Origin of the sequence: Shewanella sp. SM101, from assembly GCF_025654465.1 — a bacterium.
Lineage (GTDB): Bacteria > Pseudomonadota > Gammaproteobacteria > Enterobacterales > Shewanellaceae > Shewanella > Shewanella oncorhynchi.
Genome location: NZ_JAKKRH010000002.1, coordinates 193,921 through 215,942 on the forward strand (window position 1 = coordinate 193,921; position 22,022 = coordinate 215,942).

The following is a 22,022-nucleotide window of genomic DNA, read 5'->3' on the forward strand; positions in this document are numbered from 1 at the left end:
GAATATTATTTCATGGATAGCATGAAGAAAACGCGAGTACGGAGTCGCAGTATGTTTCGAAATAGTCAGTTTGCTTATGGAATTACCGCCATTGTGACCCATTGGTTGAGTGCGTTCGTCGTGATTGGGTTATTTGCAGTCGGTGTGTGGATGGTGGAGTTAACCTACTACAGTACTTGGTACAAGACTGCGCCGCATCTACATAAAAGTATTGGGATTCTGTTATTGGCTGCGACAATATTTCGTTTGGTATGGCGCTTAGTTAATCCCAAGCCAGTACCTGAGGCGAGTCATAAACCGTGGGAAAAGACGGCCGCACATTTGGCGCATTTTATTATTTATATCTTGCTCTTTGTCATCATGACTGCTGGCATTTTGATCTCAACCGCAGATGGCCGTGGTATCTGGGTGTTTGATTGGTTTGAACTACCAGGATTGGGACTTTTGTTTGAAAACCAAGCTGATATCGCGGGTGATATTCACCAATATGCGGCTTACAGCTTGATCGCGCTGGTCGTTATTCACGCCGTGGGCGCATTAAAACATCACTTTATCGATAAAGACGCCACCCTACTTAGAATGATTAAATTTAAACGAGGATAATACAATGAAAAAGCAACTGTTAAGCGCACTGATCGGTGTATCTCTATTGGCTCCTGTGGCGGCTTCAGCTGCTGACTATGTGATTGATCATGAAGGCGCTCACGCTTCTATTACATTTAAAGTGAATCACTTAGGTTATAGCTATGTGGTGGGGCGTTTTAATGATTTTAGCGGCGATTTTAGCTACGATGCGGCTAAACCTACTGCGATGAAAGTGAATGTCACTGTGAATACATTAAGTGTCGATTCAAACCATGCTGAGCGTGACAAACATATTCGCGGTGAAGATTTCCTTAATACTGGCAAATTCGCTAAAGCGACCTTTGCATCTACTTCGGTGGAAGATAAAGGAAATGGCGATTTAGTGATTAACGGTAACTTAACTTTAAATGGTGTGACTAAACCCTTAGCGATCAAGGCCCATGCTGTGGGTGAAGGTCAGGATCCTTGGGGTGGCTACCGTGCCGGTTTTACGGGCACAACTACCTTTGCGATGAAAGATTTCGGTATCAAGATGGATTTAGGTCCAGCATCTAGCCATGTTGAGTTAGATCTAGTGGTTGAAGGCGTGCGTAAGTAACTCTTTATTCTGCCATTTAGATAAACAAAAAGCGCCGAAAGGCGCTTTTTTGTAAGCTTTATACTTAGAGCCGACTAACGACCAGAATTAATCTTGGTCTTTTTCTGGTACAAAACCTTCAATTTCAACATCTTTACCTTCAAATAGGAAAGAGGTCATTTGTTCTTCAAGAAATTTACGATCATCAACATTCATCATGTTGAGTTTTTTCTCGTTGATCAGCATGGTTTGCTTTTTTTGCCATAGGCCCCATGCTTCTTTGCTGATGTTATCAAAAATGCGCTTACCTAAATCACCTGGATACAGTTGAAAGTCTAGGCCGTCGGCTTCTTTATTTAAATATACGCAATTGACTGTACGCGCCATGATTATTCCTTACTGACTGCGGATTGAACGAGTGATCCCAAATTGGCTAGCACGCGCTCGGTGGCTGCGGCGAGTCCCACTTTGGAAGGATGACTTATGTTATACCAGAGAGACTGGTTTTGTTCCATGACAGCGCCCACGCTCTGTTTATTGCCGAGGGTTTTATCGCCGTGAGTTTTATCTAAGTTAAGCATCATGGGCTGAATATCTAAATGAAAGTGGCTAAATGTGTGCCTAAAGCCAGTTAACCATTCGAGTTGCTGCGCATCAAACCCTTGCTCTTCAAGATGAGTTTCAAGGGTGGCTTGGGTAGCGAATTCAGGGAAACACCAGAGCCCGCCCCAAATTCCCGCTGGCGGACGTTTAGCTAGAAAGACTTGGTTGTCTTGCATCATCACTAACATCCACGCCGCTTTGGTTGGTATGGTTTTTTTAGGCTTTTTGCCTGGGAAATCGGTTTGTCTGCCAATCAGTTGAGCTTTGCAATCAATCGCTACAGGGCAAGCGGCACAGTTAGGTTTGCTACGAGTGCAAATACTGGCGCCGATATCCATCATGGCTTGATTATATTTCTGAATATCTTGCTGCGGTGTGAAGGCATCCGTCAGTTGCCAAAGTTGCTCTTCAACCGTCTTTTGCCCTGGCCAACCTGCGATTGCCCCATGTCTTGCTAATACACGTTTTACGTTGCCATCGAGAATGGGGTGATGTTGCCCAAGTGACAATGACAATACTGCGCCTGCCGTCGAGCGGCCGATGCCGGGTAGGGCGAGCACTTGTTCAAAATGTGTTGGAAATAATCCCTGATAATCATCGCGGATTATTTTGGCTGCTTTATGCAGATTACGCGCCCTAGCGTAATAGCCAAGACCGGTCCAATGATGTAATACCTCATCGTCTGGCGCGTTAGCAAGTGCTAACACATCGGGGAAACGCGCCATAAATTTAAGATAATAGGGAATAACAGTCGCAACCTGAGTTTGTTGCAGCATAATTTCAGAAACCCATACGCGATATGGGGTTTTATCTTGCTGCCAAGGGAGGGTTTTACGACCGTGATTGTCGTACCAAGAGACGATACGTGTAGCGAAGGAGGCTGTAGATTTCATCGGCGCAGTGTAGCGGCAGTTATCTTCTTAGACAAGCGTCAAAGATAAGTTGGCAAGGGATCTAAAGCTAAAAATCGCTGCTAAATTCGCACTCTTAAATAATCTTGGTATACTTTCGCCCCATTAGTGCTTGCACTGTATGTTGAACTTTGGATAATGCCCTTCTTTTATGATGGTGTTGTCCACTAGACGAGGCAAAAATGAGCGAAGTCACTACCGCTGAATTTAATGAAGAAGGCAAGTATCTGCGCAAGATCAGAAGCTTTGTCCTGAGAGAAGGTCGCCTAACCAAAGGCCAAGCACACGCTATTGAAAGCCAGTGGCCAACAATGGGTTTAGATTACAGCCCAGTGCCATTAGTACTGAGCGACGTTTTTGGTCGTGAAGCCGATACTGTGCTGGAAATTGGCTTTGGCATGGGCGCCTCTTTAGTACAAATGGCTAAAGATGCACCAGAGCAAAATTTCATTGGTATTGAAGTACATAAACCGGGTGTAGGCTCTTGCCTCAGTGATGCAGCCATTGCTGGTGTGACTAATTTACGTGTGTATCATCACGATGCCATGGAAGTATTAGAACATGCGATTGCTGACGGTTCATTAGCCCGAGTGCAATTGTTCTTCCCAGATCCTTGGCATAAAAAACGTCACCATAAACGCCGCATCGTACAAGCTGAATTTGCCGAACTTATTCGTCGCAAGCTAAAAATTGGCGGTGTTTTCCATATGGCAACTGACTGGGAAGAGTACAGCGAGCATATGTTAGAGGTGATGCAAGCCGCACCGGGTTATCAAAACCAGTCGGCCGACGGCAGTGTGGTGCCGCGTCCTGATCATCGTCCATTGACAAAGTTTGAAGCCCGCGGCCATAGACTGGGTCACGGTGTATGGGATCTGATGTTTGAGCGTATCGCTTAATCACGAACTCAATTTTAGCTAATTTTAAACACAAAAGGGAAAATCACTATGGCAACTAATCGTAGCCGTCGTTTACGTAAGAAAATGCGCGTTGATGAATTCCAAGAGTTAGGTTTCGATATGGCTTGGACTTTTGATGCATCAGTATCTGAAGCCGATATCGATGCAACTGTAGATAAATTCATCGATGAAGTGATCGAAACCCGTAAATTAGGTTTCCATGGCGGCGGCCACATCGAATGGGAAGGCATTATCGCCACCCAAACGATTGGTAAATGTACCGAAGAAGATATTGCTGCAGTTAAGGCATTCTGGGCGACCCAAAAAGTATCTCAGGTTGAAGTTAGCGAACTGTACGACATTTGGTGGGGTTAATGCCCGAGTTGGCATTACTTGAGGAAGTGGTCGAGAAAGTTCGACCCTTGCTCGGCCAAGGAAAGGTTGCAAATTATATCCCCGCACTGGCCAGCGTTGATGCTGGCAAATTAGGTATTGCCGTCACGACTGTTGACGGTGAAACTTTAGGTGCGGGCGATTACCTTGAGCCGTTTTCGATTCAAAGTATCTCCAAAGTTTTCAGCTTAACCTTAGCGTTAACTTTATATGAAGAAGCCGAAATCTGGAGCCGTGTTGGCAAAGAACCTTCGGGCCATTCATTCAACTCTTTAGTACAAGTCGAGTTAGAACGTGGCAAGCCACGCAACCCATTTATCAATGCTGGCGCGTTAGTGATTGCTGACTTATTGCAGAGTCGTTTAGGTGCACCTAAACACAGAATGCTTGAGTTAGTCAGGCAACTTAGCCAAAACGATAAAGTGTGTTTCGATAAACAAGTAGCAGATTCAGAATATCAGCATAGTGCGCGCAATGCGGCTATCGCTTATTTGATGAAGTCCTTTGGTAATTTTCAAGGTGATGTTGATACTGTGCTGCGCACCTATTTTCATTATTGCGCCTTGAAGATGAATTGTGCTGACTTGTCTAAGGCCATGTTGTATTTAGCTAATCGCGGCAAAAGTATCACAGGGACTGAGCTTATTTCTCAAGTGCAAACTCGGCAACTTAACGCTCTGTTGGCAACCTCGGGCTTATACGATGGTGCGGGTGAGTTTGCTTATCGTGTTGGTATGCCAGGTAAAAGTGGCGTCGGCGGCGGTATTATTGCCGTGATCCCTGGAGAACTGTCGATTTGTGTATGGTCGCCAGAACTCGATAATAATGGCAACTCACTTGCGGGCACAGCGATGCTTGAGCATCTAAGTCAGCGTCTCGGTCGTTCTATTTTCTAGTCTTATCTCTCGTTTTTTATTAGCACTATCAGACTAAATGTTAGCGAATTTCGCTAATGACCTTTTAGTGCTAACTTTCAAAATTCAACATAATCAAATTGTTATAAAGTTGGCACGTCTCCTGCTATAAGCTATTCACATGGTATAAGCTATTCAGTAGTTTAGGTTTATCGAATTATTCAGATTAAAGGACGAACAAAAATGAAATTAAATAAGTTATTAACTGGATTTGCATTATCTGGCGTGATTTTAGGGGCATCTAGCGTACAGCTGGCGCAAGCACAAATAGAACCAAAAATAGATGAGCGCTGTGAGGTCTCCTTAAATTATGACGTTATGGTCGAGCCTAAAAAATTAGTCATGAGCGAGAAGGGCACAGAAAAGTATCGTATCGAAGTTGACAAGTTATTTGTGGAAGGTAAGCAAGTTAACTTAACCGACAAGCAGAAAAAATTGGTTACTCAATATGCCGATGAAGTTTCGACTCAAGTGCCAGAAGTGATTGAACTGGTGAATGAGGCAGTATCTCTTGCTTCCAAAGCGGTTGGTATGGCCTTAACACCTTTAATGGGTGATGCCGCTGGTGCAAAATTTAATGAAATGATGGCTGGCGTTCAAAAACGGGTTGATTCAGTGGCTTACAAGAATGGTGATAGCTTCTATTTAGGGGCGACTGAAGACTCGATGCAAAGTACATTTAACGATGAATTCGAGCAGGAAATGGAACAAATTGTCCAGAATTCAATTGGCGCAATTATGATGAACTTAGGTGGCCAAATCATGTCTGGTGGCGGTGAAAATTTTGAAGCTAAGATGGATACCTTCTCCCAAAAAATGGACAAGTTAGGCCAAGATATTGAGCAACAAATTGAGAGCCAATCTAAGGGATTAGAAGCTAAGGCTGACCGTTTGTGCGACCGATTTGAAAATTTGTTAGTGCTTGAAAATCAATTGCGCCAAGAAGTGCCAGAACTAGCACCTTATGTGTTGACACAAAACTCAACCAAGGAACTGCGTGAATAGTACTTGTAAATAGTTCTTGCGAATCGCCCTTAGTTTTAACTGCAATAACTTCTATCTCCTTGTGCATGAGTCAAACTTGAATGCTACGCCCCTAGTCAATTTATCGACTAGGGGCTTTTTTATTGGCTACGGTTTAATCGTGGTGACAACCCTTATGGCTAAGTTGATGTGGCTTATAGGCTAGGCTTGCAGCGATTTAGTTCGGAATGTTACAGTCTAGAGACGAATATTTGGTATACTCTTAAAATATAATTAAAAGCTGGCATATCAGTCAGATATAACCCCCTACTTTAGTGGACTTTTTCGGTCTAAATCTCTGCGTTATATCATTTTGATGCGAGATATCAATGCTATGGTTATTTTTAAGCGATGATTACGCTAACCATAGCTGCTCACCGAAAGTTAATATCATTGTCGTAAACAGCTTAAGGCGACTTCCATGTTAGAACTGTTAGAACCTATTGCGATTTTTACTCATGTGGCCAGAGCAGGTAGTTTTAGTGCCGCCGCAAGAAGGCTTGGGATCTCTAAGTCTAAGGTCAGTACACAAGTCGCCGATCTTGAACATAGACTTGGTGTTCAATTAATTCAACGTACCACCCGCAGCTTAAGTCTGACTGAAGCAGGGCATTTGCTGTATCTGCAAGGTGAAGAACTGCTGCGTGACGCTGAACAAGCGATAGCCAGCGTGCATAACTTAAATGATGCGACCCGCGGCGTGCTTAAGGTGGGGATTTCCCAATCCTTTGGAGTGATGCATATCATTCCTGCGTTGCCATCTTTTATGGCAAAACATCCTGAGCTTGAGCTACAAGTGAGCTTACTGGACCATAAAGTGGATGTCGTGAGCGAAGGCTTAGACTTACTGTTAACTATGTCTGAGCAATTACCGCTTGGCATGGTTGCTAGACCGCTGATGAAGTGCCAATTCCTGTTAGTTGCTTCGCCTGGCTATATTGCTCAACATGGCGAGCCAACTCGACCTGAGCAGCTAGTTGACCACAACTGTTTGGTCTATCAAGGAGAGTGGCACGAGCACAGCATGTGGCAATTTAAGAAGGGTGATGACTACTGTGAAATTGGCGTATCGGGTAATTTCAGGGTGGATAATGCGCCTGCATTAAAATCTGCTGCAATAAGTGGTCTTGGAGTTGTGTATCTTGCGAGTTATCTGATGGAAGATGAAATTGCCAAAGGGACATTAGTGCCTTTACTGAAGGATTGGCAATTGACCCACCATCTGCCATTGCAGGCGGTTTATCCCCGTCGTAAGCACTTAGCACCTAAGGTTAGTTCTTTTATCGAATTCATCAAAGATCACATAGGGACGCCACCGTATTGGGATGCTCCCTATGTCGAATTATTCAGTAAACGTCAGTAAAATAGGAAACATTGTTCTCAAAAGCAGTCTTATGTGGTTTTAAATTGGGCAGGTACTTTTCTGGTCATTTAAAATCAATGCTTTAGGTTGAGTTAATGAGTACATTTGTTGATGGTTTTTTAGGGGTTACTAAAGCACTTTTTTATAACATCCTTGAACTCTGTTCTTAATTGAATACAATGGTGACAGTTGATTCGGAATGATCTGAGTCCTATACGTTTATTGGAAATGACCCCTTTCAATTTTTGTGTACAGGTCGGCATTAATGCAGTTTTGGATCACAGCCAACAGAAGTTTGAGAACTAAAACAATGTTGGCTCTTTAAACCATCATCCTAGTTTTTGGTTTACCTCAGCCTTATCGCTGAGGTAATTTTTTATTGATGGTTTGTGCAGCCTTGGGCAAGCGTTTTGTTTCTCTGTACCCTAAAGTCGCAACTGTGTGTTAAGTGTGTGAAGGCGAGTGCTAAAGCATAAATTAATACAACAAATATAGTGACCCACAGTGAGAAGGGTTCTGTTATCTAACGGGATAATGGTACCAATAAAAAAGCCACTTTCGAGTGGCTTTTTTATTGGGCGTAGCTATACGTGAAGCAGGTTAACAATGCTTCACGACTCAGCATTAAGGCATTAAAACATTAGGGTATTAGGCCTTCTTCTTACTGGCGATCCAGAGATCGACTTGTTGTTCTAACACATCCAGTGGCAATGCGCCGTTAGCAAGTACTAGCGTATGGAAGTCGCGGATATCAAATTGACTGCCAAGCTGTTGCTCTGCTTTATGTCTTAGCTCTAGTAGTTTAATCATACCTACTTTATAAGCTGTCGCTTGCGATGGCATAACGATATGGCGTTCAACCATTTTCACCGCATCTGATTTAGCATTTGGCGTATTGTCCACGTAATAGGCAATGCCTTGCTCGCGGGTCCACTTTTTAGCGTGGATACCAGTATCAACGACTAAGCGACAGGCACGCCACAACTCCATTGCTAGGCGACCAAAGTCAGAGTAAGGATCGGCGTAGAGTCCCATTTCTTTTGGGAAAGATTCGCTATATAAACCCCAGCCCTCAATATACGCGGTATAGCCCCCAAACTTACGGAACTTAGGAATATTTTGCAGTTCTTGGGAAATGGCTATCTGCATATGGTGACCCGGAATACCTTCGTGGTAGGCCAGCGCCTCCATTTGGTATTTTGGCATGGCTTTCATGTCATATAGGTTTGCATAGTAGCTACCTGGACGCGAACCATCCGGTGCCGGTTGTTCATAGAAGGCTTTACCCGCGGATTTTTCCCTAAAGGCTTCAACCTGTTTCACTATCATGGTGGCCTTAGGTTTTACTTTGAACACTTCATCCAAGCGCGACTTCATATTGTCGATGAACTTAGTCGCCTCAGCTAAATAGGCGGCTTTACCTTCGGCGGTATTGGGGTAGTAGAACTGGGGATCGTCACGCATGAAGCTAAAGAATTGCTGTAAATCGCCTTTAAAATTGACCTTCTTCATAATGGCGCGCATTTCATTATGGATACGTTCCACCTCAGAAAGGCCTAAGTCATGGATTTGATCGGCGGTCATATTTGTGGTGGTAGTGCGGGCCAAAGCATTATTGTAAAAGGCCGCGCCATTAGGGAGTTTCCACGCACCATCGCGGTCGTCAGCTCTGGTTGCTAAGGTTTTGATGTAACTGATGAGCTTGTTATAGGCGGGCTCGACTTGGGTCACTAGTGCTTGCTCAGCCTGTTGAATCAGTGCTTGCTTTTCCGTTTCTTGAATCGCTAGTGCGTTCACTTTACGGCGAAAATCTGCGAGTAGCGCGCTGTCGTCGCCCTTATCAAAAGGCGCACCTTTGATGATGTTTTGGCTGTCTGAAATCACATAAGCGAATACAAACTTAGGCGCGATAATGCCTTTGTCTGCGCGAACGGCTAATACTGTCTGTAGTTGATTTAAGCGTTTTGGCACGCCATTCAAGCGGCTGATATAGGCCTTGGCATCGCTGACATCTGTGATTTGATGTTGGTTAATCAAGAAGGAGGCGATCATAGAGTGGCCGCCATACATTTGATTTACAGGATAATTATGATAGCGCCATTGGTCATCTTCGATGTCATTTTGCAGATTTTGCTGCAGTAACGTAAGGCTAAGGTTTGTTTGTGGATCGAGTTTGGCCGCATCAATCTGATTGACCCGCTCCAGTTGTTTTTTTGTGCGAACTAGGGTTTTATCATCAGCGGCATCACCCAGTTCATCCCATTTATCATAGTCTTGCTTGATCCCCATATAGGTCTGCGAAATGGGGCTCGCCATGATGTTTTCCATGAAGATGGTTTCGAACAGAGCATTGGCTTTTTCTGACTCGGTTTGTGCTATTGCATTCACAGGTTCGCTTGCACTGTGTAAGGCTGGCGCAGTTGATGCTGCATACGCGGGAATGGTCAGTAGAGCTGAAAGGGTCAGTGCGACTAAGCTGATTTTAGTTTTTATTGGCATGATCAGGCTTCCTAGATTGATTTGCATCAATACTAAAGAAGCGGAACAAGAATGTATGGATATTAGTGTTAGAAAATGTGTTAGCAGTAATAGTGTTAAACTGTACTGTTAGTTACTAACACATTATTTATATAGATATTTTAACGGCTAACTCAGCAAAATTGTGTCAGTAAATCATTAACAAACATATGACCTTTACTGGTTAATTGCCAATGTTCAGCGGATTCTGTGAGTAAACCGCGTTGTTTGGCCTTTTCCATTCCTTCGGTCAATGTGTCTCTGTGTTGTCCTGTGCGCAGTTCAAATTCTTGCTTAGGAATAGGTATCATCAGACGCAGGCGATTCATTAAATATTCGAGCGCGCGGTCTTCCTCTGCAACTTCAATCGATTCGAAGGTGTAGTTGTGGGCACTCAGATATCCCTTAGGATGTTTAATTTTTACCGTGCGTATGATGCGGTTTTCTTCTGGCAGCGTCACTTTGCCGTGGGCGCCACAGCCTATGCCTAGATAATCACCAAACTGCCAGTAGTTGAGATTGTGCCTACATTGGTAACCAGGTTTTGCGTAGGCAGATATTTCGTATTGCTCATACCCTAATGCGGCCAGCTTTTGTTGACCTTGCTCATAGATATGCCAGAGCGCTTCGTCATCGGGCAGCTGCGGCGGTTTTGAGTGGAATAGGGTGTTGGGCTCAATTGTTAACTGATACCAAGATAGGTGTGGCGGGTTAAGCGCCGCTGCCGTGTCGATATCGGCCATAGCTTCAGCAAAACTTTGGTTGGGTAATCCATGCATTAAATCGAGGTTAAAACTCAAGTATCCCGCTTGGCTGGCTTTTTGAGCGGCGACTTGTGCCTCGTTTTGATCGTGAATACGTCCGAGTAAGTTGAGTTTATCCTTAGAAAAGCTCTGCACACCAATAGATAAACGAGTGACGCCCGCTGCACGATAGGCACTAAAGTCATCGTGCTCTAAAGTACCAGGATTGGCTTCCATAGTGATTTCGATATTGTCACTAAAGGGGATTAGCGCATTGGCACCATCGAGTATGCGTTTGATTTGCAAAGCATCGAATAAGGATGGCGTGCCGCCACCGATAAAGATGGTATGGATCTGCCGCCCTTGGACGAGATGTAAATCTTGGCGCAAGTCTTCCAATAGCGCATCAACATAAGCCTCTTGTGGCAGTTCGCCATTTTGGCCATGGGAATTAAAGTCACAATAGGGACACTTTTGTACGCACCAGGGAATATGGATATACAGACTGAGTGGTGGCAGTTCGAGCTTCATTGCAGTAGTCACGGCAGTTGACGACATTATTGTGCATTCCCGCCAGTTAACACGCCTTGGGCTTGCATGGCGGCGATGAGTTGCACTAGGGCTTTACCACGATGGCTTAAGGCATTTTTCTCGTTGCTGCTCAGCTGTGCCGCGCTACATTGATAATTTTCAGGGATAAAAATCGGATCGTAACCATGGCCATTGGTGCCACGTTGGTTAAAGTCGATTTGGCCTTCCCATGCGGCTTGGCAAATAATTGGGGTTGGATCTTTCGCGTGGCGCATATACACCAGTACGCATTGGAATCGCGCACTGCGAGGTGCAGGCTGGTCTTTTAATGTCTCAAGTAGTTTCAATACGTTGTCTTGATCTTTGGCATTTTCGCCCGCGTAACGTGCTGAATAAATGCCTGGAGCGCCTTGGAGTAAATCCACTTCTAAACCCGAATCATCGGCAATGGCCGCAAGTCCGGTGATTTCGGCGGCATGCCTTGCTTTGATAATGGCATTCTCTACAAAAGTGGTACCCGTTTCTGCTACTTCGCTGACATTAAACTGGCTCTGCGGCAGTACAGTGACACCGTAGCTTGCGAGCATTTGATCGAATTCGGCGAGTTTGCCTTTATTACCGCTGGCGAGGACGATTTGTTGCATGGAATACCTATCATAAATGGGGCGACGTGCGTTGGCACTATGATACCCAAGCTCAATAGTAAAGGACAGGGAAAGGGGTTGGCGCTACAGGAAAGCAACGCCAACAAAGGTATAAAATAGGTTTATTCAACGTAGAATTTTTGCTTGAACTGTAAGTTCGTGTTCAGTTGATTACCATATTTAATTGCGATATTGAAGTTGATTTCCTGATCATCGCGGTAGGGCACTTCGGCAATGTAATAAATCGCATCACCTTCGCGGATCTCTTTAAACGTTAGATTGATTCGCGCATCTAACAAATTATTAGCAACTCCAGTAATTTCAACGGGTACTGCGGGCTTATTCGCTTCGCTAATATCTAATACGGCAATATTGATGATGCCAGTGTAGTTACTGCGCTTAATGCCATAGGATTTGGCTATGCTAGGCGTTAAAAATGTACTGCCAAGTGCCATGTAATGAATATCAAAATTGCCGACAGTTTCTTTTTGCTCGGCATTTGCAACACCGCAAAGGCTGGCCGTGAGGGCTAATACAGCGAGAAGATTACGGAACATGATGGGATACCTCATATTAGGGAATGTTGGATTATAGGGCCGCTGTGACTATTTTTTCTAATAAATTAATAGCATTCAAAGGATTAATTCGTTTTCAGTTGTACGATTCTTTAACTGATTGATCTTTCAACTGAATTACTTTTCACTATCTTGCCCCATCGGTTCAGTAATGACACTTGGGATGATCTTAGGGTCAATAATGCGGATTTGTTTATGTCGGCCAAGTTCACCTTTTATTATGTGAATGTCGCTCTTTGGCACTTTAAAAGCTTTTGCTAAGTACTTGCTTAAATGGGCATTCGCTTTGCCATCTATCGGGGGCGCAGTGATGGCTACTTTTAGCTCATCACCGTGCAATCCTACAATTTGATCTCGGCTGGCCTTAGGCTGAATGTAGAGATTGAGCAGCAAGTCACCTTGCTGCAAAGTCACTGCACTCATTAGATCACTGCCCAATAAGGGATATATTGAGCAAGTAACATATTGAGGAAATTCATACCAATAATGACCAGCATTACGGATAAATCTAAACCACCAATTGGCGGTATGATACGACGTATTGGTGCTAATACGGGTTCAGTTAACTGACCCATAATCATTACAATTGGATTATAGCCTTGGTTAAACCAGCTTAAGATTGCGCGTATTAATAGCATCCAAAATAGAAGTACCCCTGCTTTTTTGACCACAGATACAACGGCAAACAGCAAAAATAACAGTATGTCTATGCCACCGCCCGCAATGAGGCTAATTAGTAGCAGCTTGGCTATCACAACCAATAATGCGAGGACGAAAGATGCGGTATCAAATCGCCCTAAGGAAGGCAAAATACGGCGCATTGGTGCGATGAGCGGGTGAGTTGCTTTAACAATAAATTGGCTAAAAGGATTGTAAAAATCAGCCCTTGCCAGTTGTAACCAAATCCGCAAAATCACCACCATCAAATAGAGATCGAATAGAGTGGTGATTAAAAAGGTAAATGCATTCATCGAGATTTCTACCTATTAAAGTTCGATATAAAAACGTGTTAGTGGATCAAAATGTTTTAGCCATTTCTTCCGCACGATTAATACAGTTTTCCATGGCTTTTTTTACTAAGCCGCGCATATCCGCAGCTTCAAATGTCGCCAGCGCCTGTGCGGTGGTGCCGCCCTTTGAAGTAACATTCTCCCTTAAATTACCTAAGGTCAGTTGTGGGTTTTGCTTTGCCATCATAGCAGCGCCAAGCGCAGCTTGCTGCACTAAACTTCTGGCTTTTGTTTCATCCATTCCCATTTCTTTGCCTGCATCTATCATAGACTCCATTAGCAAAAAGAAATAAGCCGGTGAACTGCCCGATAATGCAATCACTTGATCTAAATCTGACTCTTCATTTACCCACACAATTTCGCCGCCGCTTGACATCAAACGATCGCAAATGGCTTTCTGCTCGGTGGTAATGCTTTGAGGCGCATAGAGGCCAGTCATACCAACACTAATTTGCATCGGCGTATTTGGCATAGCGCGGATAAGCTTGATGTCTTGTGCCAGATAGTCGATATATCGCTTTGCTTTAATGCCCGCAGCGATAGTGATGACTAACTTATTCGACAGCTCGACTGTCTGTAATGCTTCACAAACTTGTTGCATCAATTGTGGCTTTACCGAAAGTACTATGACATCGGCAGCTTGCGCCGCGGCTAAATTATCCTGAGAAACCAAAATCCCAAAATCGTCTTTTAGTGCATCGAGTTTACCTTGGCTGGGATTAGTCGCTTGGATGAGTTGAGCTGGATAGCCGCTATTGACTAAGCCACTGATGATGCTGCGCGTCATATTGCCGGCACCGATAAAGCAGATTTTCTGTTGATCCATTTGATTCTCTTCAGTGTGTTAACCGTTGACTTGTAACATATTCACCTTAAATTAAGATGATAAAACGGTTAGTCATTTGAATGACAGAGCCTGATTATCGACTCTCGCTAATTGCTCTTAAATCGTTAATGTTCGGTGTTCTTAAATACAGTATTTGGGCATAAAGTGCTAAAAACAAGGTTAAACTGACCTCTAACTAAATGCCTAAAGTGGATTTTACGCAGTGTAATTGCGCTCACCAAAAATGGCACTGCCAATACGCACCATAGTTGAACCGCTGCTAATCGCTGTATCTAGGTCATTACTCATCCCCATTGAAAGCGTATCTACAGCGGGATAATGCGATTTAAGTTCTTGAAATAGAATGTTTAATATGGAAAACTCTTTAAGCTGTAACTCTGTATCTGCGGTAGCCGTTGGAATTGCCATTAGGCCCCTCAGTGCTAAGTTAGGTAGCTGAGCTATCAGTTCGGCCTGTGGCAGCATTTGAGCCGCATCTATGCCAGATTTTGTGTCTTCAGCACTGATATTAATTTGAATACAGACGTTTAATGGCGCCAATTCGGCCGGACGTTGCTCATTGAGACGTAGGGCAATTTTGTCGCGTGAGAGGGTATGCATCCAATCGAAATGCTGGGCGACTATGCTGGTTTTATTGGATTGGAGTGGGCCGATAAAATGCCATTCTATGTCCGGGAAATCCCCCTTGAGCGCAGTAATTTTTTCAGCGCCTTCTTGGACATAGTTTTCGCCAAAGCAACGCTGACCCGCTTGGTAGGCTGCTATAATGTCTTCAATAGGTTTAGTCTTGCTGACGGCAAGTAAGCGAATACTGCTGGGGTGGCGGGCACATTTTTGCGCTGCTTGTGTGATCCTGCGCTGGGCGATTGCGAGTCTGTCTGCTATTGTTGTCATGATGTAATTATCTAGTTGCAAGGATATCCCAAACGATGGAAATCACTGAGTTATTGGCATTTAGTGTAAAACACAAAGCCTCGGATCTACACCTTTCTGCAGGGATATCTCCCATGATCCGTGTTGACGGTGAAGTGAGAAAAATTAACCTGCCCGCGCTCGATCATCAAGGTGTACACAGCTTAGTGTACGACATAATGAATGATAAGCAGCGCAAGGACTACGAAGAACATTTAGAAATCGATTTCTCGTTCGAAGTCCCTAATCTTGCACGCTTTCGTGTTAACGCATTCAATCAATCCCGTGGTGCAGCGGCTGTGTTTCGTACCATTCCAAGTGACATTTTGTCACTTGAGCAATTAGGTGCGCCGGAAATTTTTAAAAAAATTGCCAGTTTCCCTCGCGGATTAGTCCTAGTGACTGGACCTACGGGGTCGGGTAAGAGTACCACACTTGCCGCCATGGTGGATTACGTGAATGAAAATCGACATGATCATATCTTAACCATTGAAGATCCTATCGAATTCGTTCACCAAAATAAGCAATGTTTGATTAACCAACGTGAAGTTCATCGCCATACCCACAGCTTTAATGCGGCGCTTAGAAGCGCACTGCGTGAAGACCCAGACGTGATTTTAGTCGGTGAGATGCGTGACCTTGAGACCATTCGTTTGGCGATGACCGCCGCTGAAACAGGCCACTTAGTGTTTGGTACCTTGCATACCACCTCTGCCGCGAAAACGATTGACCGTGTGGTCGACGTATTCCCCGCTGGTGAAAAAGACATGGTGCGCACTATGTTGTCTGAATCGCTGCAAGCGGTTATTTCGCAAACCCTGATTAAAAAGGTGGGAGGAGGCCGTGTCGCCGCCCATGAAATCATGATGGGCACGCCCGCTATCCGCAACTTAATTCGTGAAGACAAAGTGGCGCAAATGTATTCGGCAATTCAAACAGGTATGGCCCATGGAATGCAGACCTTAGAGCAATGTTTACAGAACTTAGTCAATCGCGGTCTTATCACTCGTGAAGATGCAATGGCGAAAAGTTCGAATAAACAAGCGACATTTTAAGGATTTATGATGGATGTTCTTCCGTTTTTAAAAGTGATCGTTGAGCGTAAAGCCTCCGACTTGTTCATCACAGCGGGTTTTCCGCCGAGTGCCAAGATTGACGGTGAATTGCGTCCATTGGCAGAAAGTGCGTTTACACCAGCACAATCACTGGATTTTGTTGAGTCGTTAATGACTGAGGCTCAGAAGCAAGAGTTTCATTCCACTCGTGAGTGTAATTTCGCTTTTGCGGCAAAGGATTTAGGTCGTTTTCGGGTGAGCGCTTTTTGGCAGCGTGAATCGCCTGGCTGTGTGATGCGCCGTATTGAGACTAAAATCCCTGATGTCGATGATTTAAAATTGCCGCCTATTCTAAAAGATCTGGTGATGAGCAAACGTGGCCTCATCATTATGGTAGGCGGAACGGGAACGGGTAAGTCAACGTCCTTGGCGGCCTTGGTGGGTTATCGCAATGGTCATGCCCGTGGGCATATTTTGACTATTGAAGACCCGGTTGAATTCGTTCATGACCACAGAAAAAGCATTATCACCCAGCGTGAAGTGGGCATAGATACTGAATCTTTCGATGCGGCGCTAAAAAGCTCCCTTCGCCAAGCTCCCGATGTGATCTTGATTGGTGAAATACGTACCCAAGAGACGATGGAGTTTGCGCTGTCATTTGCTGAAACGGGTCACCTTTGTATGGCAACCTTGCATGCCAACAACGCCAACCAAGCGTTAGACCGGATTATGCATCTCGTGCCTGAGAGTAAGCATCAACAGTTATTGTTCGATTTATCATTGAATTTACGCGGTATTGTAGCTCAACAATTGATACCGAAAGTCGATGGCACAGGGCGTCGCGCCGCGATTGAAGTCTTGATTAACACCCCAAGGGTGGCGAGTTTAATTGCTAAGAACGAGCTGCATTTGCTAAAAGAAACCATGGCAAAATCCAACGAGCAGGGCATGCAGACGTTTGATCAGGCCTTGCTGAAACTTTATGTCGATGGCGAGATTAGTTACGCCGATGCGCTGCACCATGCTGATTCACCAAACGATTTACGTTTGATGATTAAATTGCAGAATAAAGAATCCACGGGCTCAGGTTTTATGGAAGGTGTCACCTTAGACATGGACTAACGCGATAGTCAGATTCTGGATTAAGCAGCTCTTTATGGGCTGCTTTTTGTTTGTGTATTAGATTTTCGTTCAGCTCAATCGGTTCTACTTCATCGCTATGTTGCCATTATCCATAGCTTTTATTTTTTAATTCAATATGATCTTTACCTAGTGCGTTTGCGTAATGTACTGGTAAAGGAGAAAGCAATGAAAAAATTACCCATGATATTCGCTATGACAGCGAGCTTGATGAGTGTTGGCGCTATGGCGGTCACTTGTCCGGAGTATCTGAACCTCGAAGTACGAAAATTACATTCTGAAGAGACGGTTAATCTGTGCGAATTGACTCAGGGAAAACCAGTGTTGATTGTTAACACGGCCAGTAACTGTGGTTACACCCCGCAGTTTAAAGCGCTCGAAACATTGCATGAAAACTACAAAGATAAAGGCTTAGTGGTCATTGGTTTCCCATCGGATGATTTTTTCCAAGAAGAAAATGATGAGAAAGATACGGCTAAGGTGTGTTACATCAATTACGGTGTCACCTTTACTATGCTGTCGACATCGCCAGTACGTGGTAGTGACGCTAATAGTGTCTTCAAATACTTAGCCGAAAAAACCGGTGCGCCTAAGTGGAATTTTTATAAGTATGTCGTCAGCGGTGATGGTGCGGTTGTGCAACAGTTCAATTCTAAAGTGAAGCCAGATAGTGAAGAGCTTAAGCAAGCGATAGAATCTGTACTTTAATATTACGAATATTTATTAATTAAGAGGCTGTTTTGGCTAAATTTTCAGGCTTATCCAAAGAAGTTGGACACGGGCAGCGCGGCAAAGTAGGCGTGTTGTTGTTGAATTTAGGCACTCCAGATGAACCCACAGCATCTGCTGTTAGACGTTATCTTGCAGAGTTTTTAGCGGATCCCCGAGTCGTCGAGATCCCTAAGCTAGTATGGATGTTGATTTTACACGGGATTATTTTGAGGGTACGGCCTGCAAAATCGGCAGCGTTATACCAAAAGGTATGGACTGCGGCAGGTTCTCCGTTGATGGACATTAGTTTGCGTCAAACCGCAAAGTTAGCGGATAAGCTTAAAGCTGATAACTACGATGTCTCTGTCCATTTAGCAATGCGTTATGGCTGTCCGTCGGTTGCTAGCACCTTGCAGAATATGCATCAAAATGGCATAGATAAAATCGTCGTGTTACCTTTATATCCCCAATATGCGGCCCCAACCACAGGTTCTGCATTTGATGCGATTGCTGCTGAGTTGTCCAAGTGGCGCTATATTCCAGCACTGCATTTTATTAATACTTATCATGACAATGCTGACTTTATTAACGCGTTAGCTAATTCGATCACGGCTGATTTTGAAGCCCATGGTAAACCGCAAAAATTGGTGTTGTCTTACCATGGTATGCCTGAGCGTAATTTGCATTTAGGCGATCCGTATTACTGCTTCTGCATGAAAACGACTCGACTGGTTACCGAAAAGCTTGGGTTAGGTAAAGATGAGTTTGTGATGACATTTCAATCGCGTTTCGGTAAAGCCAAATGGCTACAACCTTATACCGATGCGACTTTGAAAGCGTTGCCGCAACAAGGCGTGCGTGATATTGCTATCGTTTGTCCTGCTTTTAGCGCCGATTGTTTAGAAACGCTGGAAGAAATTGTTGGTGAGAATGGTCATCTCTTTGCCGAGGCGGGTGGTGAGAAGTTCCGCTACATTGCTGCACTAAACGATGATGATGCACACATTACTATGATGGCCAACTTAGTGAAGCCACATTTTTGATCCGGTAATTTATCGGGTTAAACATCAACTAAAAGGATAAGGTAACTTATCCTTTTATTTTTGTTGTGGTTTTATTTATTGTGGCATTACTTGCTGAAGTTATTTTCGAAGTAGCTTTCGATGATAAGGACTGCAGACACCGCATCGACTTGACCTTTGGTCAGTGCCTTAAACCCGCCCAATTCAAATAATCTGGCCTTAGCATCAGTGGTAGTTAATCGCTCATCTTGAGTGGCTATTTTGACTTTGAACTTAGCATTGATGCGATTAGCAAATTTACGCGCCCTGTGGGTCATATCTTGCTCTGTGCCATCCATATTTAAAGGCAGACCAACGACGACTAAGTCAGGTTGCCACTCTTTGATTAAGTCGCCTATCTGATCCCAATTTGGGATCCCATCGACGGCTTTAATTGACAACAATGGCGTGGCGCTAGCGGTGATTTCTTGGCCTATAGCGACACCAATGCTCTTAGTGCCAAAATCAAAGCCTAATACGGTTTTCGAATTCATAGTGTGCTGACTTATATTAATAAATAGGCTTAAGCGTGACCCGCTTGAGCTGAAACTTGCCAAGCATCAAATCCGAGAGCACGGCTGGCCTGTGGCCAACGGTCTTCGTGTTTAATGTCAAACAAGAGCGCATTCGTTGCTGGAATAGTGAGCCAAGAATTATCGGCAAGCTCTTGTTCGAGCTGATCTTTACTCCACCCTGCATAACCTAATGCGACGAGAAACTTCTCGGGCGATCTGTTGCTTCCAATCGCGGTTAACACATCACGTGAAGTGGTTAGCATTAAACCACAACCCAGATCTGTGCTATTGGCCCAATAGGGCTGAGAGGTATGCAGCACAAAGCCGCGATCTTGGGAGACGGGACCGCCCATCATGACATTGTCATTGAGTACTAAATCCGCGGAGACTTGCTCTGCCGGCAAATCCATTTGTTCTAATAGCGAATTAACTTCGATATCGAGCGGTTTATTGATCACCAGCCCCATGGCGCCTTTGGCATCATGTTCACAGATATAAATGACTGAGCGTTCAAAAAACGTACCGTGTAGTGAGGGCATCGCAATTAAGAAATGGTTCTGCAAACTCTCCATTAAACTACTCCGTTTGATGTGGCTAAGTTGATCTAGCTTGCTGCTATATTGCTAAGTCGGGCGAGATTAACCGCCAGCTAATTTAACTTTGTAGTTCTGCTTCTCAAGCAATAGCTTTAATTGCTCGCGGTTATCGGTTTGGACCTCAATAGTGAAATCTTTAACCGTGCCACCACAACCACATTGTTTTTTAAGGGTTTGAGCCATTGCTTTTAACGCGGTTTCATCGAGACCTAGGCCTGAGATAATCGAAACGCCTTTGCCTTTGCGGCCCTTACTGTCTCTATGGATCCTGACTATACCGTCGGATTCAGGAATCGCTTTAGTGACGGGCTCTGCATTTATACGACCTTTGTCGGTACTGTACACTAAGGATACATTAGGATCTGCTTTCATCGGTTTCATTCATTGATATTAGAAGGTGACTTATACCGACTCAGTTTATCAAATTTGCAGAGGTTCTGGGAGGTAAAAAAAGACCACTTGAGGATTCTCCTTAAGTGGCCAATACAAAATGCTAACTCTTTGCAGGGAAGTAAGCATATTTTTGAAAAAGGGAGCGTTATCAGCCGTTTTAATTTATACGCATCAAGACCATGACGACCAGTGCTACTGCGGTCACTAAGGCGCTTGGCATAATAAATTTATGCAGTTTAGGTAACGCAATCAAGCAAGCGGTGGTCACAAAGCCGAATGCGGCGACTGTGGCATAGTTAGTGCCATTAGCAATGGTATCAATAACCAACCAGCCAAGCACTAGGAGGGGTAATATCAGTAAACTGGTAGGCAAGTGACGTTTTATCTTGGCGTTATTGGCCTCGAGTGAGATTTTTTCTGGCGCAAGGAAAAAAATAGCTGTTGCTACCAAAAACGCGCTAATAAACCAGTACATTTCATCACCCTTTAAAATCTCAATTGATAATCATTATCATCTTTGGTTTTGCTGAAGTCAAGCTGAATGAGTTGCTGCTTTTTAATCAATTGAGTTGTAGATCAGATGATTGCTCTGTAAGCTAAATTCATATCTCTGATACTTGTCTTTGTTCAGTTTGAACATCTGAGGAAATTAAGATGAAAAATATTTTTGTAGCATTAGCTGTGTTGGCACTCAGTGCCTGTAGTTCGATGAAGTCAGGTTGGGATTTTGATCCTAGCGCCAATTTTACTCAATATAAAACCTATGCTTGGGTTGCTCAGAAAACGGATTCTGCTGGATATCATTTGGATGGCTTGATGGACCAACGGGTCAGAGAAGCGGTGAATAGCCAGTTAGCGAGTAAGGGGATGACATTAGTTGATGCAAAAGATGCTGATGTACTTGTTAATTATCTGACCAAAGTTGATAAGAAGATTAATGTTGATACCTTCAATAGTAATTTTGGCTACAACCCATACTATGGTCCAGGATGGGGTTGGGGCGGCAATATGCAGACCCAAACCACAGTAAGAGAATATGAAGTTGGCACCCTGATTATTGATTTGGTTGATAATAAAACCACTAAACTGATCTGGCGTGGTTCTGTTGCCGATACCATTCGCGACAAAAATACCCCAGAAGAAAGAGTACAGATCATCAATCAAGCAGTGGGCAGTGTAATGGCAAATTATCCACCTAAGCCTGACACTAAGTAGTTCTGATTCAGTTTGAATGAACATTAAGCGGCCTAAGGGCCTAATGCCGATCAGTTAAGACAGATTGCTTGACGATCTCGCTGAAAAGATCAAAATCCGATGACCTCATGTCATCGGATTTTTTTATGCAACTCTCAGAAGCTCTCGCGCGCACTCATATTACCCGCCTAACCGAATTCACCTGCTTAGCTGATGTGTTAGAACCCGAGTTAATTCAATCCTGTTTAGACTCTCAGGGCGTTGCGACGCTAAGACGGCGTAAATTACCCATGGATGCAATGATTTGGGC

Annotated in this window: 27 protein-coding genes; 13 read left to right on the plus strand and 14 right to left on the minus strand. The window is 44.1% G+C overall.

Annotation, left to right across the window (positions count from 1 at the left end; genetic code table 11):
* Nucleotides 1-51 precede the first annotated feature (51 nt).
* Both L5M38_RS01930 and L5M38_RS01935 read left to right on the plus strand, forming a co-directional pair.
* The gene (locus L5M38_RS01930) at nucleotides 52-603 is read left to right on the plus strand and encodes a cytochrome b (RefSeq protein ID WP_219233931.1); all 552 of its coding nucleotides are present in this window, start codon (nucleotides 52-54) and stop codon (nucleotides 601-603) included.
* A gap of 4 nt (nucleotides 604-607) precedes the next feature.
* Nucleotides 608-1,183 (plus strand): YceI family protein, encoded by a 576-nt coding sequence (locus tag L5M38_RS01935; RefSeq protein WP_028761297.1) that lies wholly within the window; start codon nucleotides 608-610, stop codon nucleotides 1,181-1,183.
* A gap of 87 nt (nucleotides 1,184-1,270) precedes the next feature.
* Here the strand turns inward: L5M38_RS01935 and L5M38_RS01940 are convergent, their stop codons facing one another.
* Nucleotides 1,271-1,549, minus strand: a complete 279-nt coding sequence (locus L5M38_RS01940; RefSeq protein ID WP_011788659.1) for an oxidative damage protection protein — start codon at nucleotides 1,547-1,549, stop codon at nucleotides 1,271-1,273.
* Between the two features lie 2 nt (nucleotides 1,550-1,551).
* Nucleotides 1,552-2,658, minus strand: coding sequence for an A/G-specific adenine glycosylase (mutY, locus tag L5M38_RS01945; protein WP_198572672.1), 1,107 nt, complete (start codon nucleotides 2,656-2,658; stop codon nucleotides 1,552-1,554).
* Between the two features lie 200 nt (nucleotides 2,659-2,858).
* On the opposite strand from mutY, the gene trmB reads away from it, so the two are divergent.
* The 5 genes from trmB to L5M38_RS01970 all read left to right on the plus strand — a co-directional run bounded on the left by trmB (nucleotide 2,859) and on the right by L5M38_RS01970 (nucleotide 7,268).
* Nucleotides 2,859-3,575, plus strand: a complete 717-nt coding sequence (trmB, locus tag L5M38_RS01950; protein WP_105251866.1) for a tRNA (guanosine(46)-N7)-methyltransferase TrmB — start codon at nucleotides 2,859-2,861, stop codon at nucleotides 3,573-3,575.
* 48 nt (nucleotides 3,576-3,623) lie between these two features.
* Nucleotides 3,624-3,950, plus strand: coding sequence for a YggL family protein (locus L5M38_RS01955; RefSeq protein WP_028761293.1), 327 nt, complete (start codon nucleotides 3,624-3,626; stop codon nucleotides 3,948-3,950).
* Nucleotides 3,950-4,864 (plus strand): glutaminase B, encoded by a 915-nt coding sequence (glsB, locus tag L5M38_RS01960; RefSeq protein ID WP_113939414.1) that lies wholly within the window; start codon nucleotides 3,950-3,952, stop codon nucleotides 4,862-4,864. Before L5M38_RS01955 ends, glsB begins: the two co-directional genes overlap by 1 nt.
* A gap of 201 nt (nucleotides 4,865-5,065) precedes the next feature.
* Nucleotides 5,066-5,887 (plus strand): YggN family protein, encoded by an 822-nt coding sequence (locus L5M38_RS01965; RefSeq protein WP_263178167.1) that lies wholly within the window; start codon nucleotides 5,066-5,068, stop codon nucleotides 5,885-5,887.
* A gap of 439 nt (nucleotides 5,888-6,326) precedes the next feature.
* On the plus strand, nucleotides 6,327-7,268 hold the full coding sequence (locus L5M38_RS01970) for a LysR family transcriptional regulator (RefSeq protein ID WP_006082526.1): 942 nt from the start codon (nucleotides 6,327-6,329) through the stop codon (nucleotides 7,266-7,268).
* Nucleotides 7,269-7,916: 648 nt separating this feature from the next.
* Here the strand turns inward: L5M38_RS01970 and L5M38_RS01975 are convergent.
* The 8 genes from L5M38_RS01975 to L5M38_RS02010 form a co-directional block, all read right to left on the minus strand.
* Nucleotides 7,917-9,767 (minus strand): DUF885 domain-containing protein, encoded by a 1,851-nt coding sequence (locus L5M38_RS01975; protein WP_263178168.1) that lies wholly within the window; start codon nucleotides 9,765-9,767, stop codon nucleotides 7,917-7,919.
* Nucleotides 9,768-9,919: 152 nt separating this feature from the next.
* Nucleotides 9,920-11,086, minus strand: coding sequence for a radical SAM family heme chaperone HemW (hemW, locus tag L5M38_RS01980; protein WP_219233937.1), 1,167 nt, complete (start codon nucleotides 11,084-11,086; stop codon nucleotides 9,920-9,922).
* Nucleotides 11,086-11,703, minus strand: coding sequence for an RdgB/HAM1 family non-canonical purine NTP pyrophosphatase (gene rdgB, locus L5M38_RS01985; RefSeq protein WP_263178170.1), 618 nt, complete (start codon nucleotides 11,701-11,703; stop codon nucleotides 11,086-11,088). The genes hemW and rdgB overlap by 1 nt, the downstream gene beginning before the upstream one ends.
* Nucleotides 11,704-11,825: 122 nt before the next feature.
* Nucleotides 11,826-12,260, minus strand: coding sequence for a DUF4426 domain-containing protein (locus L5M38_RS01990; RefSeq protein WP_105251872.1), 435 nt, complete (start codon nucleotides 12,258-12,260; stop codon nucleotides 11,826-11,828).
* A 135-nt stretch (nucleotides 12,261-12,395) separates the two neighbouring features.
* On the minus strand, nucleotides 12,396-12,701 hold the full coding sequence (gene yggU / locus L5M38_RS01995) for a DUF167 family protein YggU (RefSeq protein ID WP_263178171.1): 306 nt from the start codon (nucleotides 12,699-12,701) through the stop codon (nucleotides 12,396-12,398).
* On the minus strand, nucleotides 12,701-13,249 hold the full coding sequence (locus L5M38_RS02000; protein ID WP_105251874.1) for a YggT family protein: 549 nt from the start codon (nucleotides 13,247-13,249) through the stop codon (nucleotides 12,701-12,703). The genes yggU and L5M38_RS02000 overlap by 1 nt, the downstream gene beginning before the upstream one ends.
* 46 nt (nucleotides 13,250-13,295) lie before the next feature.
* Nucleotides 13,296-14,114, minus strand: coding sequence for a pyrroline-5-carboxylate reductase (gene proC, locus L5M38_RS02005; RefSeq protein ID WP_263178172.1), 819 nt, complete (start codon nucleotides 14,112-14,114; stop codon nucleotides 13,296-13,298).
* 216 nt (nucleotides 14,115-14,330) lie between these two features.
* Entirely contained in the window at nucleotides 14,331-15,029 is a 699-nt protein-coding gene (locus L5M38_RS02010; RefSeq protein WP_263178174.1) for a YggS family pyridoxal phosphate-dependent enzyme, read from the minus strand.
* A gap of 35 nt (nucleotides 15,030-15,064) precedes the next feature.
* Here L5M38_RS02010 and L5M38_RS02015 point away from each other — a divergent pair, with 35 nt between their 5' ends.
* The 4 genes from L5M38_RS02015 (at nucleotide 15,065) to hemH (ending at nucleotide 18,996) form a co-directional block, all read left to right on the plus strand.
* Nucleotides 15,065-16,102, plus strand: a complete 1,038-nt coding sequence (locus L5M38_RS02015) for a type IV pilus twitching motility protein PilT (RefSeq protein WP_006082517.1) — start codon at nucleotides 15,065-15,067, stop codon at nucleotides 16,100-16,102.
* Nucleotides 16,103-16,111: 9 nt separating this feature from the next.
* Nucleotides 16,112-17,224, plus strand: coding sequence for a PilT/PilU family type 4a pilus ATPase (locus L5M38_RS02020; protein ID WP_006085705.1), 1,113 nt, complete (start codon nucleotides 16,112-16,114; stop codon nucleotides 17,222-17,224).
* A gap of 186 nt (nucleotides 17,225-17,410) precedes the next feature.
* Nucleotides 17,411-17,950 carry a glutathione peroxidase gene (locus L5M38_RS02025; protein ID WP_263178175.1) on the plus strand — a complete coding sequence of 180 codons (540 nt, stop codon included), beginning with the start codon at nucleotides 17,411-17,413 and terminating at the stop codon, nucleotides 17,948-17,950.
* A gap of 32 nt (nucleotides 17,951-17,982) precedes the next feature.
* Nucleotides 17,983-18,996, plus strand: coding sequence for a ferrochelatase (hemH, locus tag L5M38_RS02030; protein WP_263178176.1), 1,014 nt, complete (start codon nucleotides 17,983-17,985; stop codon nucleotides 18,994-18,996).
* Nucleotides 18,997-19,082: 86 nt separating this feature from the next.
* Here the strand turns inward: hemH and ruvX are convergent, their stop codons facing one another.
* The 4 genes from ruvX to L5M38_RS02050 all read right to left on the minus strand — a co-directional run bounded on the left by ruvX (nucleotide 19,083) and on the right by L5M38_RS02050 (nucleotide 20,993).
* The gene (gene ruvX, locus L5M38_RS02035) at nucleotides 19,083-19,508 is read right to left on the minus strand and encodes a Holliday junction resolvase RuvX (protein ID WP_006082513.1); all 426 of its coding nucleotides are present in this window, start codon (nucleotides 19,506-19,508) and stop codon (nucleotides 19,083-19,085) included.
* A gap of 29 nt (nucleotides 19,509-19,537) precedes the next feature.
* Nucleotides 19,538-20,101, minus strand: a complete 564-nt coding sequence (locus L5M38_RS02040) for a YqgE/AlgH family protein (protein WP_263178177.1) — start codon at nucleotides 20,099-20,101, stop codon at nucleotides 19,538-19,540.
* 66 nt (nucleotides 20,102-20,167) lie between these two features.
* Nucleotides 20,168-20,497, minus strand: a complete 330-nt coding sequence (gene yciH, locus L5M38_RS02045) for a stress response translation initiation inhibitor YciH (RefSeq protein ID WP_037392612.1) — start codon at nucleotides 20,495-20,497, stop codon at nucleotides 20,168-20,170.
* A 178-nt stretch (nucleotides 20,498-20,675) separates the two neighbouring features.
* Nucleotides 20,676-20,993 carry a hypothetical protein gene (locus L5M38_RS02050; RefSeq protein ID WP_263178178.1) on the minus strand — a complete coding sequence of 106 codons (318 nt, stop codon included), beginning with the start codon at nucleotides 20,991-20,993 and terminating at the stop codon, nucleotides 20,676-20,678.
* A 179-nt stretch (nucleotides 20,994-21,172) separates the two neighbouring features.
* Between L5M38_RS02050 and L5M38_RS02055 the strand changes: the two genes are divergently transcribed.
* Both L5M38_RS02055 and L5M38_RS02060 read left to right on the plus strand, forming a co-directional pair.
* Nucleotides 21,173-21,733, plus strand: a complete 561-nt coding sequence (locus L5M38_RS02055) for a DUF4136 domain-containing protein (protein ID WP_028761276.1) — start codon at nucleotides 21,173-21,175, stop codon at nucleotides 21,731-21,733.
* Nucleotides 21,734-21,840: 107 nt separating this feature from the next.
* Nucleotides 21,841-22,022: transposase domain-containing protein (locus tag L5M38_RS02060; protein ID WP_263140309.1), on the plus strand; the 182-nt coding region annotated here is incomplete at its 3' end.

Coding starts and splice junctions, on each gene's coding strand:
- L5M38_RS01930 (WP_219233931.1), top strand. CDS start 52: ATGTTTCGAAATAGTCAGTTTGCTTATGGAATTACCGCCATTGTGACC.
- L5M38_RS01935 (WP_028761297.1), top strand. CDS start 608: ATGAAAAAGCAACTGTTAAGCGCACTGATCGGTGTATCTCTATTGGCT.
- L5M38_RS01940 (WP_011788659.1), bottom strand. CDS start 1,549: ATGGCGCGTACAGTCAATTGCGTATATTTAAATAAAGAAGCCGACGGC.
- mutY (WP_198572672.1), bottom strand. CDS start 2,658: ATGAAATCTACAGCCTCCTTCGCTACACGTATCGTCTCTTGGTACGAC.
- trmB (WP_105251866.1), top strand. CDS start 2,859: ATGAGCGAAGTCACTACCGCTGAATTTAATGAAGAAGGCAAGTATCTG.
- L5M38_RS01955 (WP_028761293.1), top strand. CDS start 3,624: ATGGCAACTAATCGTAGCCGTCGTTTACGTAAGAAAATGCGCGTTGAT.
- glsB (WP_113939414.1), top strand. CDS start 3,950: ATGCCCGAGTTGGCATTACTTGAGGAAGTGGTCGAGAAAGTTCGACCC.
- L5M38_RS01965 (WP_263178167.1), top strand. CDS start 5,066: ATGAAATTAAATAAGTTATTAACTGGATTTGCATTATCTGGCGTGATT.
- L5M38_RS01970 (WP_006082526.1), top strand. CDS start 6,327: ATGTTAGAACTGTTAGAACCTATTGCGATTTTTACTCATGTGGCCAGA.
- L5M38_RS01975 (WP_263178168.1), bottom strand. CDS start 9,767: ATGCCAATAAAAACTAAAATCAGCTTAGTCGCACTGACCCTTTCAGCT.
- hemW (WP_219233937.1), bottom strand. CDS start 11,086: ATGTCGTCAACTGCCGTGACTACTGCAATGAAGCTCGAACTGCCACCA.
- rdgB (WP_263178170.1), bottom strand. CDS start 11,703: ATGCAACAAATCGTCCTCGCCAGCGGTAATAAAGGCAAACTCGCCGAA.
- L5M38_RS01990 (WP_105251872.1), bottom strand. CDS start 12,260: ATGTTCCGTAATCTTCTCGCTGTATTAGCCCTCACGGCCAGCCTTTGC.
- yggU (WP_263178171.1), bottom strand. CDS start 12,701: ATGAGTGCAGTGACTTTGCAGCAAGGTGACTTGCTGCTCAATCTCTAC.
- L5M38_RS02000 (WP_105251874.1), bottom strand. CDS start 13,249: ATGAATGCATTTACCTTTTTAATCACCACTCTATTCGATCTCTATTTG.
- proC (WP_263178172.1), bottom strand. CDS start 14,114: ATGGATCAACAGAAAATCTGCTTTATCGGTGCCGGCAATATGACGCGC.
- L5M38_RS02010 (WP_263178174.1), bottom strand. CDS start 15,029: ATGACAACAATAGCAGACAGACTCGCAATCGCCCAGCGCAGGATCACA.
- L5M38_RS02015 (WP_006082517.1), top strand. CDS start 15,065: ATGGAAATCACTGAGTTATTGGCATTTAGTGTAAAACACAAAGCCTCG.
- L5M38_RS02020 (WP_006085705.1), top strand. CDS start 16,112: ATGGATGTTCTTCCGTTTTTAAAAGTGATCGTTGAGCGTAAAGCCTCC.
- L5M38_RS02025 (WP_263178175.1), top strand. CDS start 17,411: ATGAAAAAATTACCCATGATATTCGCTATGACAGCGAGCTTGATGAGT.
- ruvX (WP_006082513.1), bottom strand. CDS start 19,508: ATGAATTCGAAAACCGTATTAGGCTTTGATTTTGGCACTAAGAGCATT.
- L5M38_RS02040 (WP_263178177.1), bottom strand. CDS start 20,101: ATGGAGAGTTTGCAGAACCATTTCTTAATTGCGATGCCCTCACTACAC.
- yciH (WP_037392612.1), bottom strand. CDS start 20,497: ATGAAAGCAGATCCTAATGTATCCTTAGTGTACAGTACCGACAAAGGT.
- L5M38_RS02050 (WP_263178178.1), bottom strand. CDS start 20,993: ATGTACTGGTTTATTAGCGCGTTTTTGGTAGCAACAGCTATTTTTTTC.
- L5M38_RS02055 (WP_028761276.1), top strand. CDS start 21,173: ATGAAAAATATTTTTGTAGCATTAGCTGTGTTGGCACTCAGTGCCTGT.